This window comes from Nocardioides baculatus, from assembly GCF_016735675.1.
Lineage (GTDB): Bacteria > Actinomycetota > Actinomycetes > Propionibacteriales > Nocardioidaceae > Nocardioides > Nocardioides baculatus.
In genome coordinates, this window is the sequence record NZ_JAERSG010000001.1 from 710,910 (window position 1) to 725,848 (window position 14,939).

General features: G+C 73.1%; 16 protein-coding genes. 13 read left to right on the top strand and 3 right to left on the bottom strand.

Annotated features, from left to right (window positions below; translation table 11 throughout):
* Window positions 1–6: 6 nt before the first annotated feature.
* The gene (locus JI751_RS03460; protein ID WP_201933391.1) at window positions 7–384 is read right to left on the bottom strand and encodes a VOC family protein; all 378 of its coding nucleotides are present in this window, start codon (window positions 382–384) and stop codon (window positions 7–9) included.
* Window positions 385–449: 65 nt separating this feature from the next.
* Between JI751_RS03460 and JI751_RS03465 the strand changes: the two genes are divergently transcribed.
* The 8 genes from JI751_RS03465 (at window position 450) to JI751_RS03500 (ending at window position 8,427) form a co-directional block, all read left to right on the top strand.
* Window positions 450–1,901 carry an LLM class flavin-dependent oxidoreductase gene (locus JI751_RS03465; protein ID WP_307813770.1) on the top strand — a complete coding sequence of 484 codons (1,452 nt, stop codon included), beginning with the start codon at window positions 450–452 and terminating at the stop codon, window positions 1,899–1,901.
* A 25-nt stretch (window positions 1,902–1,926) separates the two neighbouring features.
* Entirely contained in the window at window positions 1,927–2,796 is an 870-nt protein-coding gene (locus JI751_RS03470; protein ID WP_201933395.1) for an aldo/keto reductase, read from the top strand.
* A gap of 7 nt (window positions 2,797–2,803) precedes the next feature.
* Window positions 2,804–3,769, top strand: coding sequence for an SDR family NAD(P)-dependent oxidoreductase (locus tag JI751_RS03475; RefSeq protein ID WP_201933407.1), 966 nt, complete (start codon window positions 2,804–2,806; stop codon window positions 3,767–3,769).
* Window positions 3,766–4,386 (top strand): maleylpyruvate isomerase family mycothiol-dependent enzyme, encoded by a 621-nt coding sequence (locus JI751_RS03480; RefSeq protein ID WP_201933409.1) that lies wholly within the window; start codon window positions 3,766–3,768, stop codon window positions 4,384–4,386. The genes JI751_RS03475 and JI751_RS03480 overlap by 4 nt, the downstream gene beginning before the upstream one ends.
* Before the next feature lie 26 nt (window positions 4,387–4,412).
* Window positions 4,413–4,967 (top strand): GNAT family N-acetyltransferase, encoded by a 555-nt coding sequence (locus JI751_RS03485; RefSeq protein WP_201933410.1) that lies wholly within the window; start codon window positions 4,413–4,415, stop codon window positions 4,965–4,967.
* Between the two features lie 251 nt (window positions 4,968–5,218).
* On the top strand, window positions 5,219–5,680 hold the full coding sequence (locus JI751_RS03490; protein ID WP_201933411.1) for a Fur family transcriptional regulator: 462 nt from the start codon (window positions 5,219–5,221) through the stop codon (window positions 5,678–5,680).
* Window positions 5,681–5,695: 15 nt separating this feature from the next.
* A complete protein-coding gene (gene katG, locus JI751_RS03495) occupies window positions 5,696–7,963 on the top strand; it encodes a catalase/peroxidase HPI (protein WP_443678515.1) in 2,268 nt (755 codons plus the stop codon).
* Window positions 7,964–8,067: 104 nt separating this feature from the next.
* The gene (locus JI751_RS03500) at window positions 8,068–8,427 is read left to right on the top strand and encodes a bleomycin resistance protein (protein ID WP_201933412.1); all 360 of its coding nucleotides are present in this window, start codon (window positions 8,068–8,070) and stop codon (window positions 8,425–8,427) included.
* Here JI751_RS03500 and JI751_RS03505 read toward each other — a convergent pair.
* A complete protein-coding gene (locus JI751_RS03505; RefSeq protein WP_201933413.1) occupies window positions 8,424–8,861 on the bottom strand; it encodes an MOSC domain-containing protein in 438 nt (145 codons plus the stop codon). The genes JI751_RS03500 and JI751_RS03505 overlap by 4 nt on opposite strands.
* Window positions 8,862–8,940: 79 nt before the next feature.
* Between JI751_RS03505 and JI751_RS03510 the strand changes: the two genes are divergently transcribed.
* Genes JI751_RS03510 through JI751_RS03525 form a run of 4 tightly spaced genes read left to right on the top strand, consistent with a single transcriptional unit; the run spans window position 8,941 to window position 12,716 of the window.
* Window positions 8,941–9,543 carry a DinB family protein gene (locus tag JI751_RS03510; RefSeq protein WP_201933414.1) on the top strand — a complete coding sequence of 201 codons (603 nt, stop codon included), beginning with the start codon at window positions 8,941–8,943 and terminating at the stop codon, window positions 9,541–9,543.
* Between the two features lie 20 nt (window positions 9,544–9,563).
* Window positions 9,564–10,274, top strand: a complete 711-nt coding sequence (locus JI751_RS20815; protein ID WP_201933416.1) for a Pr6Pr family membrane protein — start codon at window positions 9,564–9,566, stop codon at window positions 10,272–10,274.
* Between the two features lie 41 nt (window positions 10,275–10,315).
* Window positions 10,316–11,260 (top strand): homocysteine S-methyltransferase family protein, encoded by a 945-nt coding sequence (locus JI751_RS03520; RefSeq protein WP_201933420.1) that lies wholly within the window; start codon window positions 10,316–10,318, stop codon window positions 11,258–11,260.
* Window positions 11,261–11,297: 37 nt separating this feature from the next.
* Window positions 11,298–12,716, top strand: coding sequence for an MFS transporter (locus JI751_RS03525; protein ID WP_236665530.1), 1,419 nt, complete (start codon window positions 11,298–11,300; stop codon window positions 12,714–12,716).
* Window positions 12,717–12,725: 9 nt separating this feature from the next.
* Here the strand turns inward: JI751_RS03525 and JI751_RS03530 are convergent, their stop codons facing one another.
* Window positions 12,726–13,847, bottom strand: a complete 1,122-nt coding sequence (locus JI751_RS03530) for an alpha/beta hydrolase family protein (protein WP_236665531.1) — start codon at window positions 13,845–13,847, stop codon at window positions 12,726–12,728.
* 110 nt (window positions 13,848–13,957) lie between these two features.
* Between JI751_RS03530 and JI751_RS03535 the strand changes: the two genes are divergently transcribed.
* Window positions 13,958–14,803 carry a sigma-70 family RNA polymerase sigma factor gene (locus JI751_RS03535; protein ID WP_201934580.1) on the top strand — a complete coding sequence of 282 codons (846 nt, stop codon included), beginning with the start codon at window positions 13,958–13,960 and terminating at the stop codon, window positions 14,801–14,803.
* Window positions 14,804–14,939 lie beyond the last annotated feature (136 nt).

The following is a 14,939-nucleotide window of genomic DNA, read 5'->3' on the forward strand; positions in this document are numbered from 1 at the left end:
GCCGGGTCAGGCCTCGACGACGCTGAGGACGTTGCCGGCGGGGTCGGTGAACCACGCGATCAGCGGACCCCCGCCGCGGAACACGCCGTCCTCGTCGGTCTGGGCCGGCGTCCCCTCGTACCTCTCGAAGCGGACCCCGCGCTCGGTCAGCCGGGCGACCGTCCCCGGCACGTCCTCGACCGAGAAGTTGAGGACGGTGAAGGTCGCCGGCTGGTGACCGGGCTTCTCGTAGACGAGCACCCGGTGGCCGCCGGCGAGCTCGAGGTCGAGCATCGCGCCCTCGCGGTCGAGCGCGACGAGGCCGAGCGTGCCGCGGTAGAACTCGCGGGCGACGGTGATGTCGTCCACCGAGAAGCCGCTGAAGGCCGGTGCGTCACTGAGCATGGGCTCATCGTGACCCGCCGGTCCGCTCCGCGCAACGGCCGTGCCGGGTGCGCCAGACTGACGGCGTGCAGCTCCCCGACCCGGCCCTCGTGGTGCTGGTCGGCGCCTCGGGGTCGGGGAAGTCGACCTGGGCCGCGGCGCACTACCGCGCCGCGGAGGTCGTCTCGTCCGACGAGCTGCGCGGCATCGTCGGCGGCGGGCCGCACGACCTCGACGCCTCGGGTGACGCGTTCGCCGTGCTGGAGACCGTCGTGGCGGCGCGGCTCGGGCGCGGCCTGACCACGGTCGTCGACACCCTCGGGCTCGATCCGGCGAAGCGGCGGGCCTGGCGTGACGCGGCCCGCGCCGCCGGGCTCCCCGCGGTCGCCGTCCTGATGGACACCCCGGACGTCGAGTGCCGGCGGCGCAACGCAGCTCGCGACCGGCCGGTCCCGGCACCCGTGCTCGCCGGGCAGCTGCGGTCGGTGCGCGACGTACGTCCGCTGCTCGAGGCCGAGGGGTGGGACCTCGTCGTCCCGGTGCGCGCCGAGCACGCGCCGGAGGCGCCCGCGCCCGCCGAGGTGAGGTCGACGCCGGACCGCACCTCGAGCCTCGGCCTGCGGTCGGTCCTCCAGGTGTCGCGGTTCCCGTGGGGCGAGGACCCGCTGGACTGGCTGACCGGGATCGCGCGAGCGGCCGACGAGGCGGGCTTCGCCGGTCTGGCGCTGATGGACCATCTCATCCAGGTGCCCCAGGTCGGCCGGGCGTGGGACCCGATCCCCGAGCCGTGGGTGACGCTCGGTGCGATCGCCGGGCTCGGCACCGGGCTCGAGCTCGGCACCCTCTGCACGCCGGTCACGTTCCGGCCTGCCGGCATCACCGCCAAGGCCGCCGCCACGCTGTCGGCGCTGACCGGCGGGCGCGCGTTCGTCGGCATCGGCGCCGGGTGGTGGGAGCGCGAGCACGCGGCCTACGGCCTCACGTTCCCTCCCGCCCGCGACCGCCTCGACGACCTCGAGCGGGCCATCGTGACGATGAAGGCGCTGTGGGCGAGCGGCACCAAGGCCTACGACGACCACGGAGTCGTGCTGCCGGAGACGACGAGCTATCCCCGCCCGGCCGGGCCGATCCCGGTGGTCGTGGGCGGGTCGGGCGAGCGCCGCACGCTGCGGATCGCGGCCGCGCACGGCGACGCCTGCAACCTCCGCACCACCGACGAGGCCGAGCTCGAGCGGCTGATCGGCGTGCTGCACGCGCACTGCGACGACGTCGGCCGAGCGCGCGAGGAGGTCGCGGTCACCGTCCTCGACCTCCCGGTCGTCGGCAGCGACCGCGACGACGTCTGGGCGCGGGTCGAGCGGCACCGCGGCCGGACGCCGGCGGCGACGTACGCCGCCCGGACGCACGCCGCGACCGTCGCCGGCCACCGCGACCGGTGGGCACGCCTCGCGGGGCTCGGCGTGGACACGGTCTTCATCGCCACGCCCGACCTCGGAAGTCCCGAGGACGTCCTCGCCCTTCGGGGGCTGAACGCCTGAACATGCGGCCCGTAGGGTCGAAGGCATGCAGACTCGCACCCTCGGAAACCAGCAGGTCGGCGCCATCGGGCTCGGCCTCATGACCTTCGACCAGACCGGCACGCAGCCGCGCCAGCAGCTCCTCGACACCGTCACCGCCGCCCTCGATGCCGGCGTGACGCTCTTCGACTCCGCCGACGCCTACGGCCCGGGCGACGAGAAGGGCGCGGGCGCGCAGGGCGAGAACGAGCGCCTGATCGCCTCGATCCTCGACGAGCTCGGCGTGCGCGACCGGGTGCTGCTCGCGACCAAGGGCGGCCACGTGCGCACCGACGGCGGCAACTGGGAGGTCGACAGCTCGGCCGCCCACCTCCACGAGGCCGTCGACGCCAGCCTGGAGCGCCTCGGCGTCCAGCAGCTCTTCCTGTGGCAGCACCACCGCCCGGACCCGAAGGTGCCCTACGACGACGTGATCGGGACGCTCAAGGAGATCGCCGACAGCGGCAAGGTCGCCCACATCGGCCTCTCCAACGCCGACCCCCAGCAGATCCGCGACGCGCACGCCGTGCTCGGTGACGCGCTCGTGAGCGTGCAGAACCAGTTCTCGCCGGCCTTCCGCAGCTCGAAGCCGGAGATCGACGTGTGCGACGAGCTCGGCCTGGCGTTCCTCCCGTGGAGCCCCCTCGGCGGGCTGTCCAACGCCAAGGAGCTCGCGGACAAGCACCCCGCCTTCGCCGAGATCGCGGCCGACCGGGGCGTCAGCGCGCAGCAGGTCGCCCTCGCGTGGGAGCTCGCGCAGTCGCCCGTCGTCATCCCGATCCCCGGCGCGAAGCGACCCTCGTCGATCACCGACTCCGCGGCCGCCGCGGACCTCGAGCTGACCGCCGACGAGCTGGCCCGGCTCGACGCGAGCTGAGCCGCGGATGACCCGCCCGCTCCTGGCCCGCGCGGTCGACACCGTGATGGACCGCTCGCTGGTCCTCGGCTACACGACGATCGGCCTCGCGGTGCGCAAGGCGCTGCCCGGCTGGCCGGCCGACCCGCTGCCGCGCTCGCTCGAGGGGCGGCACGTCCTCGTCACGGGCGCCAGCTCCGGGCTCGGGATCGCCACGGTCGAGGGGCTCGCCGACCTCGGCGCGGTCGTGCACATGCTGGTGCGCGACGAGGCCAAGGGTGCCCGGGTCCGCGACGAGATCCGCGCACGACGTCCCGGTGCCGAGCTGCGGCTCTGGCGCTGCGACGTGGGCGACCTCGACGACGTACGCCGGTTCGCGGCCGACTTCGCCGCCGAGGTCCCGAGCCTTCACGCGATCGTGCACAACGCCGGCGCGATGCCGCCCGAGCGGGCCGAGTCGCCGCAGGGCCACGAGCTCAGCATGGCCGTGCACCTCCTCGGTCCCGTCGTGATGACCGAGGCACTGCGCGGACCGCTGGCCGGCGGTCGGGTGGTGCTGGTGAGCAGCGGCGGGATGTACGGCCAGCCGTTGCGCGCCGACGACCCGGACTACCGCAAGGGCGACTACGCGCCCGCCACCTCCTACGCGCGGTCCAAGCGCTGGCAGGTCGAGATGGCGCCGCTGCTCGGTGAGCGCTGGGGTGCCGACGGCATCACGGTGGCGGTGATGCACCCCGGCTGGGCCGACACCCCCGGCGTGCAGGAGTCGCTGCCGCGGTTCCGGGCGATCACGCGGCCGGTGCTGCGCGACGACGCGCAGGGCGCGGACACCAGCGTCTGGCTCGCGGCCGTCGACCCGGCCCCGCCGACGGGGAGGTTCTGGCACGACCGCATCGAGCGGCCCTCCAGCCTGCTGCCGTCGACGCGCCCGTCCGCCGACGTACGCACGCGGGCGTGGGCCTGGCTCCAGGACGCCGCGGGGCTCGCCGGATGACGGACGTCTGGCCGCTCGTCCACGCCGAGCGCCGCGCCCTGGTCGACGATCTGTCCGGTCTGTCCGACGAGCAGTGGCGTACGTCGTCGCTCTGCGCGGGCTGGACCGTCCACGACGTCGCCGCCCACCTCGTCGGCAACGCGGGGCACATCTCCGTCGCCGGGCTGGTCGTGGCGATGGCCCGCGCGCGCTTCGACTTCGACCGGATGAACCAGGCCGACGCCGCTCGCGAGCTCGGCGACGGCCCCGCCTACACCCTCCGCCGGTTGCGCGAGGTCGCCGGCAACACCGACGCCCCGCCGTTCGTCCCGCTCGTCGTGCGACTGGTCGAGGAGGTCGTGCACGGCGAGGACGTACGCCGTCCGCTCGGGATCGCACACGACTACCCGGCGGCCGCCGTGGTCCCCGCCCTCGAGCACCAGGTGCGCACCAAGGTGTCGATCGCCGGCGGTCGCGAGCGCGCCGCCGGCGTACGCCTCCGGGCCAGCGACGCCGACGTCGTGATCGGCGAGGGACCCGAGGTCTCCGGGCCGGTCGTCTCGCTCCTCCTCGCCGTGTCGGGTCGCTCCGCCGCGCGCGCCGACCTCAGTGGCCCCGGCCTGTCCGCCCTCGGCTAGGTGACGTCGCGACCTAGGGTGGCGCGGTGCTGAGCCTGCAGATCGACGACGACGTCCGCCTCACCGACCTCGAGCCCTGGCACGCCGAGCAGCTCGCCGCGCTGTTCCGCGCGCACGGCGCCGACTTCTACGACTGGCTGCCGTGGGAGGGCTTCGAGGACGTCGAGGGCGCGCGCGGCTTCATCGACGGCTTCACCCGGGGCCGCGGCGAGGGCAACCGCCGCCTGTACGGCATCTGGGTCGGCGACGAGCTGGTCGGCGGCACCCTCTTCCCGAGCATCAACGCCCGTTCCCGCATCGCGGAGGCAGGTGTCTTCCTCGCCGCCTCGGCGCGGGGACGGGGGATCGTCACCCGCGCCGTCGCGGCGATGCTCGACTGGGCGTTCGTCGAGCGCGGACTGCACCGGGTCGAGTGGAAGTGCGCCCCGGGCAACCTGGCCAGCCGACGGGTGGCCGAGCGGCTGGGGTTCACCCACGAGGGCACCCTCCGCGAGGTCTTCCCCGTGCGGGAGGAGCGCCAGGACCTCGAGGTCTGGGCGCTCCTGGCTCGCGAGTGGTCCGGTCTCCCGCCCCGGACGTAGGTCTCGTCCCCGGCCCGGGGTAGCCCACCGGGTTCTGGTCGTCCAGGGCCGGTCTCGGCAGCCACTTCCCGGTGGACCAACCCGACCGGGCAGCCATTTCCGGTGGACTACCGAGGGTCCGACCGCCCGGGGTAGTCCAGTGGATGTCGGTCGTCCCGGACGCCCATCGGCAGCCAATTCTCACTGGACTACCCCGACGAGCCCGCCGAAAGACTTGACTCGTTCAAGTAAAGACGGCAGGGTGGCGAGCGATGGACCACCACCAGACACAGGACGCCGAGGCTGACTTCGAGCAGCTGCTGCGTGCCGCGGACCTCCGGGTCACCCGGCCGCGCCTGGCCGTCCTGCGGGCCCTCGGTCGCCATCCGCACGCCGACACCGGCAGCGTCCTCACGGCGGTCCGCACCGAGGAGCCGACCGTCTCGCACCAGGCCGTCTACGACGTGCTCGGCGTGCTGAGCGACTCCGGCCTCGTCCGCCGGATCCAGCCGGCCGGCTCGGTCGCCCGCTACGAGCTGCGCGTCGGCGACAACCACCACCACGTGGTCTGCCGCTCGTGCGGCACGGTCGCGGACGTCGACTGCGCGGTCGGCGTACGCCCTTGCCTCGACGCCTCCGACACCCACGGCTTCGTCGTCGACGAGGCCGAGGTCACCTACTGGGGCCTGTGCCCCGCCTGCGCCACCGCAACTTCCGAACCTGCCACCAACTGAGAGGGACCCCTCCCCATGTCCAACGCCAACGACGACCTGCCCAACGACTCCGAGCGCGCGACCGACACCTCCGACAGCAACCAGGCCAACGCCGAGGTCGGGGAGATGAACGAGGACGCCCCGGCCGGGTCGTGCCCGGTCCTGCACCAGGGCCAGAAGCACCCCACCCAGGGTGACGCGAACAGCGAGTGGTGGCCCGAGCGCCTCAACCTCAAGATCCTCGCGAAGAACCAGCCGGTGCTGAACCCGCTCGGTGAGGACTTCGACTACGCCGCCGCCTTCGCGGCGCTCGACCTCGGCGCCGTGAAGAGCGACATCACCGCGATCCTGCACGACAGCAAGGAGTGGTGGCCCGCGGACTTCGGCCACTACGGCCCGCTGATGATCCGGATGGCGTGGCACAGCGCCGGCACCTACCGCGTCCAGGACGGCCGCGGCGGCGGTGGCACCGGCCAGCAGCGCTTCGCCCCCCTGAACTCGTGGCCCGACAACGGCAACCTCGACAAGGCCCGCCGTCTGCTGTGGCCGGTGAAGAAGAAGTACGGCAACGCGCTCTCGTGGGCCGACCTGATGATCCTCACCGGCAACGTCGCGCTCGAGGACATGGGCTTCGAGACCTTCGGCTTCGCCGGCGGACGCGTCGACGCGTGGGAGCCGGACGACGACGTCTACTGGGGTCCCGAGACCGAGTGGCTCGGCGGTGACAAGGGCGGCTCGCAGCGCTACTCCGGCGACCGCGAGCTCGACAACCCGCTCGCCGCGGTCCAGATGGGTCTCATCTACGTCAACCCCGAGGGCCCGGAGGGCAACCCCGACCCGGTCCTCGCGGCTCACGACATCCGCGACACGTTCGGCCGGATGGCGATGAACGACGAGGAGACCGTCGCGCTCATCGCCGGCGGCCACACCTTCGGCAAGACCCACGGCGCGGCCGACCCCGAGGAGTACGTCGGTCCGGAGCCGGAGGCGGCACCCATCGAGACCGGCGGCATGGGCTGGCTCTCGAAGTACGGCTCGGGCGTCGGCAAGGACGCCATCACCTCGGGCCTCGAGGTCACCTGGACCGACGTCCCGACCCAGTGGAGCAACCGCTTCTTCGAGATCCTCTTCGAGCACGAGTGGGAGCTCTCGAAGAGCCCCGCCGGTGCCGCCCAGTGGGTCGCCAAGGACTCCGAGGCGATCATCCCGGCGCCCGACGAGGGCGGCGCGAAGCGCAAGCCCACGATGCTCACCACCGACCTCGCGCTGCGGATGGACCCGGCCTACGAGCAGATCTCGCGTCGCTTCCTCGAGAACCCCGACGAGTTCGCCGACGCCTTCGCCCGCGCGTGGTTCAAGCTGACCCACCGCGACATGGGTCCGGTCAGCCGCTACGTCGGCCCCGAGGTCCCGTCGGAGGAGCTCATCTGGCAGGACCCGATCCCGGCGCCGACGCACACCGCGTCCGCCGAGACGATCGCCGCCGTCAAGGCGAAGATCGCCGAGTCCGGCCTCACCGTCGGCCAGCTGGTGTCGACCGCGTGGGCGGCCGCGTCGTCGTACCGCCACTCCGACAAGCGCGGTGGCGCCAACGGTGGTCGCATCCGCCTCGAGCCGCAGCGCAGCTGGGAGGTCAACGACCCGCAGCAGCTCGCCGGCGTGATCACCGTGCTCGAGGGCATCGCCGACGCCCACGACATCACGTTCGCCGACACGGTCGTCCTCGCCGGCAACGTCGGTGTGGAGCAGGCCGCGGCCGCCGCGGGCCACACCGTCGAGGTGCCCTTCACCCCGGGTCGCGGCGACGCGACGCAGGAGCAGACCGACGTCGACTCGTTCGCCTGGCTCGAGCCCAAGGCCGACGGCTTCCGCAACTTCGAGCGGGCCGACGCCAAGCTGCCGGCGGAGTACCTGCTGGTCGACAAGGCCAACCTGCTCAACGTCACCGCGCCCGAGATGACCGTGCTCGTCGGCGGTCTCCGCGTGCTCGGTGCCAACACCGCTGCGTCGACCGACGGTGTGCTGACCGAGCGTGTGGGCGAGCTGACCAACGACTTCTTCGTCAACCTGCTCGACCTCGACACGGTCTGGGCGCCCGCCGGCTCCAACGACCGCTTCGAGGCCAGCACCAACGGCAACGCCTGGACCGGCTCGCGCGCGGACCTGGTCTTCGCGTCCAACTCCGAGCTGCGGGCCGTGGCCGAGGTCTACGCGCAGGACGGTGCCGAGGAGAAGTTCGTCCACGACTTCGTCGCCGCGTGGGCGAAGGTCATGGACAACGACCGGTACGACGTCAAGGCCTGAGGCCTGCTCGCCTGTCGGAGTCCCCGCTCAGGCGGGGACTCCGACAGCAGCGCGGTGATCCTGGTGCGCCAGCCGCACCAGGATCACCGCACTAGCGTGGTCGCATGGTCGACCGCGCCACCCCCAACCTGCCGTCCCGCGACCTCGACGCGACGGTCGCGTTCTACGCCGCGCTCGGCTTCACGACGACGTACACCAGTCCGGGCTGGCTCATCCTCGAGCGCGGTGCGCTGATGCTGGAGTTCTTCCCCGACCCGGGCCTCGACCCGGCGACCACCTCGGCGGGCTGCTGCCTGCGGGTGGACGACCTCGATGCGCTGTACGACGCCGGCGTGGCCGCGGGGCTCCCCGAGACCCACCTCGGCTGGCCACGGCTGCACCCGCCGACGGTCGAGGACTCGGGGATGCGGATCGGTTACCTGGTCGACGCCGACGGCGTCCTGCTCCGGCTCGTCCAGAACTAGTCGACGACCACCTCGTCGCCGACGCGGATCGTCCCGGAGCCGAGCAGCCGGAAGACGGTGCCGCCGCGCGGTGACTTCAGCGCCTGCATCGCACCGGGGCCGAGCCAGTCGTCGAGCAGCCGGCAGGGCGCGGCGATCCGGACGACCTCGAGCTCGACCTCGCCGATCCGCATCCGCTCGCCCGGGCGCGTGGGGATCGGTCCGCGGTCGATCGTCAGGTTGCGCCGGGTGAGGCCCGGGTCGATCGGACGGCCGAGGACCTCCGCGGAGACGGCGAGGTCGTCGAGCGCCTGCACGGTCACGTGGCGGTGCTTCGTGCCGTGGTAGCGGTCGCCCACCAACCCGGCGCCCGCCTCGGCCTCGACCTGGTCGACCGACTTCGTCGGCAGCCGGCTGCCCGGCGCGAGGTGGATGGAGACGACGCGCGCTGTCACCCTGAGACCGTACGGGTGGTGCGGGCACGCCCGCGCAATGCGGTCGCGGACCGTCCGGAAGCCCGGGCATGATCGCGGCATGGACGACCACCTCCTCGACGCCAAGGGCGCGCTGCAGCACTACCTCGACGGCGCCCGCGAGGCGATCCTCTGGAAGCTCGACGGCCTCGGCGAGCGCGACCTCCGGCTACCGCGGACCCCGACCGGGACCAACCTGCTCGGCATCGTGCGCCACGTCGCCAACGTCGAGATCGGCTACTTCGGACCGACCTTCGGCCGCGAGTGGCCGGCACCCGACCACCCGCTGTTCGTCAGCGACGAGCAGGCCGACGAGGATCCGCAGTCCGACTGGTGGGTGCCGGCCGAGGTGTCGGCGACCGACGTCGCCGACTTCTACCGCGAGGTCGCGGCCTTCAGCGACGCGACGATCGCCGACCTCCCGCTCGACGCCCGCGGCGCCGTGCCGTGGTGGCCCGAGGACCACCGCGACGTCTCGCTCGCCCGGATCATCGTGCACGTCATCTCCGACACCACCCGGCACGCCGGCCACGCCGACATCCTCCGCGAGGGCATCGACGGCGCCGCCGGCCTCTTCGCGGGCTCGACCAACATGCCCGGCGTCGACTGGCCGGCCTACACCTCGAGGCTGACGGCGGTGGCGGAGCAGTTCCCGCCGGCCTGATCGCCCTCCATACTCCTCACGTGCAGAACCACGAGACGCCCGACCGGCAACCGACCAGCAAGGCGCACACGGCGTACGCCGTCAACGCAGGGATCGCCTGGCTCGGGATCGTGGCGACCCTGCTCATCTCGGCACTGGACGGGTACTCGCGGGTGCCGGTCGAGGCCGGGCTCTACGGAGACACGGCCCCCGGCGCCGCGGGAGCACTGGCGCGCGTGGTCGACACCCTCAGCTACTTCACGATCTGGTCCAACATCGTCGTCGCGCTCTCCGTGACGCTCCTGCTCGCCCGTCCGCTGCGCGACACGCTCGCGATCCGGGTGCTGCGCCTGTCCGGCCTGCTGATGATCACGGTGACGGCGATCGTCTACCAGGTGCTGCTCGCCCCGACCGTCGACGTCGAGGGCTGGTCGCTCCTGACCGACCCGATCCTCCACGTCGTGACGCCGCTGCTGACCGTCGTCGTGTGGGCGGTCTGGGGACCGCGCGGGTGGATCACGCGTCGCGAGGTGCCGCTCGCGCTGGTGATCCCGCTCGTGTGGATCGTGTGGATGCTCGTGCGGGGCGCGATCGTGCACGCCTATCCTTACGGCTTCGCCAACGTCGAGGACCTCGGCTACGCCTCGGTCGCCACGACGCTCTTCTTCATCCTCGTCTTCGGTCTCGTCGTCGCCGCCGCCTTCTGGGGGATCGAGAGGCTGCTCCTGCGGCGGCAGGCCCGACCGGACTAGTCAGCCCGCCGCCGGGCCTGTCGTCGTACGACACTGGGCGGGTGAGCGCATCGACCTGGCAGCTGCCGGAGACGGCCGAGGGGTGGGTCACCGACGGTGGCCTCGAGACCGACCTGATCTTCCACCGCGGGCTCGACCTTCCCGACTTCGCGTCCTTTCCCCTGCTCGACACCGCTGACGGCCGCGCGGCGCTCGACGACTACTACCGGGGGTACGTCGACGTGGCCGCGCGGGCCGGCGCGGGGCTGCTGCTCGAGACGCCGACCTGGCGGGCGAACACCGACTGGGGCGCCCGGCTGGGGTACGACGTCGACGCACTGCAGCGGGTCAACCGGGATGCGGTCGCCCACCTGCGCGGCCTCGCGGACGAGGTGCCCGACGGGGTCGAGCGGGTGCTGGTCGTGGGGGCGGTCGGCCCGCGCGGCGACGGCTACCTCGCCGGCGACCTCGACGCGGACCGCTACGCCGACTACCACCGCCCGCAGCTCGCGGCCTTCGCCGAGGCGGGCGCGGACCTCGCGACGGCGTACACCCTGACGACGGTCGCCGAGGCGGTCGGGGTCGTGCGCACAGGGCAGGCCGTGGGGCTGCCGGTGGCGGTCTCCTACACCGTCGAGACCGACGGCCGGCTGCCCGACGGCACCACTCTCGGGGAGGCGATCGAGCAGCTCGACGCCGCGACCGACTCCGGTGCCGCGCACGTCCTGGTCAACTGCGCGCACCCCGACCACGTCGGCCTCGGGCTCGACGCGTCGGCACCGTGGGCGGCGCGCATCGCGGGCCTGCGGGTGAACTCCTCCCGGCTCAGCCACGCCGAGCTCGACGAGGCCGAGGAGCTCGACGAGGGCGACCTGCCCGACCTCGCGGCGCGCACCCGGGCACTGGCGGGATCGCTGCCAGCGGTACGGATCGTCGGCGGCTGCTGCGGCACCGACTCGCGCCACATCGCGGCCATGTGGGCCGAGGGGTCACCGGTCGGAAAGTAGGGGGCGCGCTGTCGGTGGTCCGTCCTAGGGTTTCGCCATGCCCATGGACGAGCTCGACCCCGTGCCGGCGGACCCCGCCGCGCCGCAGGTCGAGGCCCACCTCCCGCCCGGGGTGACGCGCGGTCCGGAGACGGTGCGCGCGTTCCGTGCGGTCCTCGGCAACACGCTCGTGGCCAACGTGACCTCGAGCTTCCTGTGGTTCGCGCTGACCTTCTGGGCCTACCTCGAGACCCGCTCGGTGATGGCGACGGCGATCATCGGCGGCGGGTTCATGCTCTTCACCGCCGTGTTCGGGACGTTCTTCGGCACGCTGGTCGACCGCCACCGCAAGAAGCAGGTGATGGTCCTGTCGTCGACCATCACCCTGGTCACCTACGGCGCGGCAGGCGGGCTCTGGCTGCTCCTCGGCGAGAGGCGGCTCGCCGACTGGGAGAGCCCGTGGTTCTGGCTGTTCGCCGGGGTCGTCCTCATCGGCGGGGTCGTCGAGAGCATGCGCAACATCGCGCTCTCCACGACCGTCACCCTCCTCGTGCCGGAGGACGACCGCGACAAGGCCAACGGTCTCGTCGGCACGGTGCAGGGCATCTCGTTCATGATCACCAGCGTCTTCAGCGGCCTGAGCGTGGGCCTGCTCGGGATGGGCTGGACCCTCGCGATCGCCGTCGTCCTCACCGGCGCCTCGCTGCTGCACCTGGTGCCGATCACGATCCCCGAGCTCGACCCCGACCCGGAGGAGGGCGGCGCCCGGTTCGACTTCAGGGGCGCCATCACGGCGATCACCGCGGTGCCGGGGCTGGTCGCGCTGATCCTCTTCACGACGTTCAACAACCTCGTCAGCGGGGTCTACATCGCGCTGATGGACCCCTACGGGCTCGAGCTCTTCAGCGTCGAGGCCTGGGGCATCGTCCTCGGCGTGACCGGCCTGGGCTTCGTCGTCGGCGGCGGCCTGGTGGCCAAGCTCGGCCTCGGTGCCAACCCGGTCCGCACCCTCCTGCTGGTCAACGTCGCGATCGCCCTGCTCGGGATGACCTTCACGATCCGCGAGTGGGCCTGGCTCTACGTCCTCGGCATCTTCCTCTTCATGGCCGTGATCCCGGCGGCCGAGTCCGCCGAGCAGACGATCCTCCAGCGGGTCGTGCCGTTCCGCACGCAGGGCCGGGTGTTCGGCTTCGCGCAGAGCGTCGAGCTCGCCGCCAGCCCGATCTCGGCCTTCATGATCGGCCCGATCGCGGAGTTCGCGCTCATCCCCTACATGGAGTCCGCGGAGGGTCGCGACGCCTGGGGCTGGCTGGTCGGCGACGGGGACGCCCGCGGCATCGCGCTGGTCTTCATGCTCGCCGGGGCGATCATGTTCGTCACCGTCCTGATCGCGCTCGCCTCCGCGCCCTACCGTCGGCTGTCGAAGGCCTACGCCGTCGCGCCACCGCAGCGGCTCGAGGGTGCCGCCGCAGACTGACGGTCGGCGTCAGGCGGGCATCCGCGCCCGCAGGAAGCGGACCGTGCGGTCCATCGCGGCGACAAAGGCCGGTCCGAACGCGTGCCCGTCGTCGTACCACTCCAGGGTCGCGTCGACGCCCGCCTCGGTCATCGCGCGCTGCGTCGCGCGTGCCCACGGCGGCGGGCAGGTGTCGTCGAAGCGGCCGTGCACCATCAGCACCGGCTCGGTGATGTCGGCGAAGTCGGGACGTGGCGAGACGCCGCGCCAGAAGTCCGGGTCGTCCTTGGGCAGGCCGTGCTTGCCGCGGAAGCCCGCCTCGAGCTCCGCGAGCGGGGCGTCGGGCCGCTGGAACTGGGCGAAGTTGTCCGCCTCCAGGCTCGACACCGACGCCCAGCCGACACCGGCGGCGAACAGCCCGGGCTCGGCGACAAGGGCCTTCATCATCACCCCGCCGCCCATCGAGCGGCCGAAGAGCGCGATCCGGTCGGGGTCGACCCGGACGTCGTCGGAGCTGCTCAGCGCGCGGGCCGCGGCGATCGAGTCCGCGGCGTAGCCGAGCCTGACCGCCTGCTCGATCCGCGGGTCGTCGGTCGACTCGGCGTGGTTGCGGTAGTCCACGTGGAGCGCGACGAACCCGCGCTGGGCGAGGAAGCCGCGCTCGCGGGTCATGCCCTGCCCGCGGACGTAGTAGGCCGGGTCGATGTAGCCGTGCGCCAGCACCACGGCCGGCCATCCTTGACCGTTCTGGGGGCCGCGTCCGGTGGGCACGTTGAGCACCCCGCTGATCCGCAGCGGTGCCGTGCCGCGGCCGGCGGTGGTCGAGCGGAAGGTGACGTCGTACGACGTGTAGGCCGGGGTGCGCTCGCGGACCGCGCCGAGGCGCAGGTCGCCGCCGGTGAGGTCGGCGGCGGCGAGGGCGGCCATCGAGGTCGGCCGCGGCTCCTCGGTGGGCTCGGCGGTGGGCTCCTCGGTGGGCTCCTCGGTCGGCTCCTCGGTGGGGGTCGGCTCCTCGGCCGGGGTGCTCGCGCTAGACGTGGGCGACGGGGACGGCGACGACGTACGCCTCTCCTCCTCCGGCGTCGCCGTGCAGGCCGCGAGGAGTGGCAGGGTCGCGAGTGCCGTTGCGCCGCGGCGCCAGGGGCCGTCCATCTCCCCAGTGTGCGGGACGGTTCCCAGCGCGGGTCGTGTCACACATCCGGCCGCCCGATCGTCAGGGGGGTGGATGATGCCGGGCAGAGAGGGTGGAGCGGGTGGAGCAGATGGACGAGACCGAGGTATTCGAGGCCGAGCGGCCGCGGCTGGTGGGCATCGCGAGCCGGGTGCTCGGCGACCACGCCGAGGCGGAGGACGTCGTCCAGCAGACCTGGCTGCGGCTGGACCGGGCGGTGACGCGGGACGCGACGGACATCGAGAACCTGCCGGCCTGGCTGACGACGGTGACCACCCGGCTCTGCCTCGACCGGTTGCGCTCCCGGACGCCCGTGCCCCACGAGGAGGTCGAAGTCGTCGAGACCGCGCCCGACCCGGCCGACGACGTCGCGCTCGCCGACACGGTCGGCATCGCGCTCCAGGCGGTGATCGACCGGTTGTCGCCCCGGGAGCGGGTGGCGTTCGTCCTGCACGACAGCTTCGGCTTCGAGTTCGGCACGATCGCGGCGGTCCTCGACACCACTCCCGCGGCCGCCCGCAAGCTCGCCTCGCGCGCCCGGTCGAAGGTCGCCCAGCCGGCGACCGAGGACGCGCTCGCGGACTGGGAGGTGGTCGACGCGTTCATGGCCGCCGCTCGCGGCGGTGACGTCGAGCGGCTGCTCCAGCTGCTCGCGCCCGACGCCGTCGTCGGCGCCGACGAGGCGGCCGTCCTGGCGGGCACACCGTCGTCGATCGAGGGCCGTGACGAGGTCGCGACCTTCTTCAACGGCAGCGCCCAGTCGGCGTTCCCCGTCCTCGTGGGCGACCGGCCGGCGTCGGCGTGGTTCCTGCGCGGGGAGGCGCGGGTGGTCTTCGACTTCACCGTCGAGGCCGGTCAGGTCCGCGCCATCACCTTCCGCGCCGACCCCGCGGTGCTCGCCCGGGTCGTACGCCGCTCCGGTGCCGACCCGACGTGACCCACCCCGGACGACGTCCCGGGGCCGCGCAGTGCCGTTGGTGACACGCCATGCGCCACGTCCCCACGCCACGAGCGAGCGGATCCGACGCGGGGTGGCCCACCACACGCCGTACGCCCATCCGAGACGTGCCACA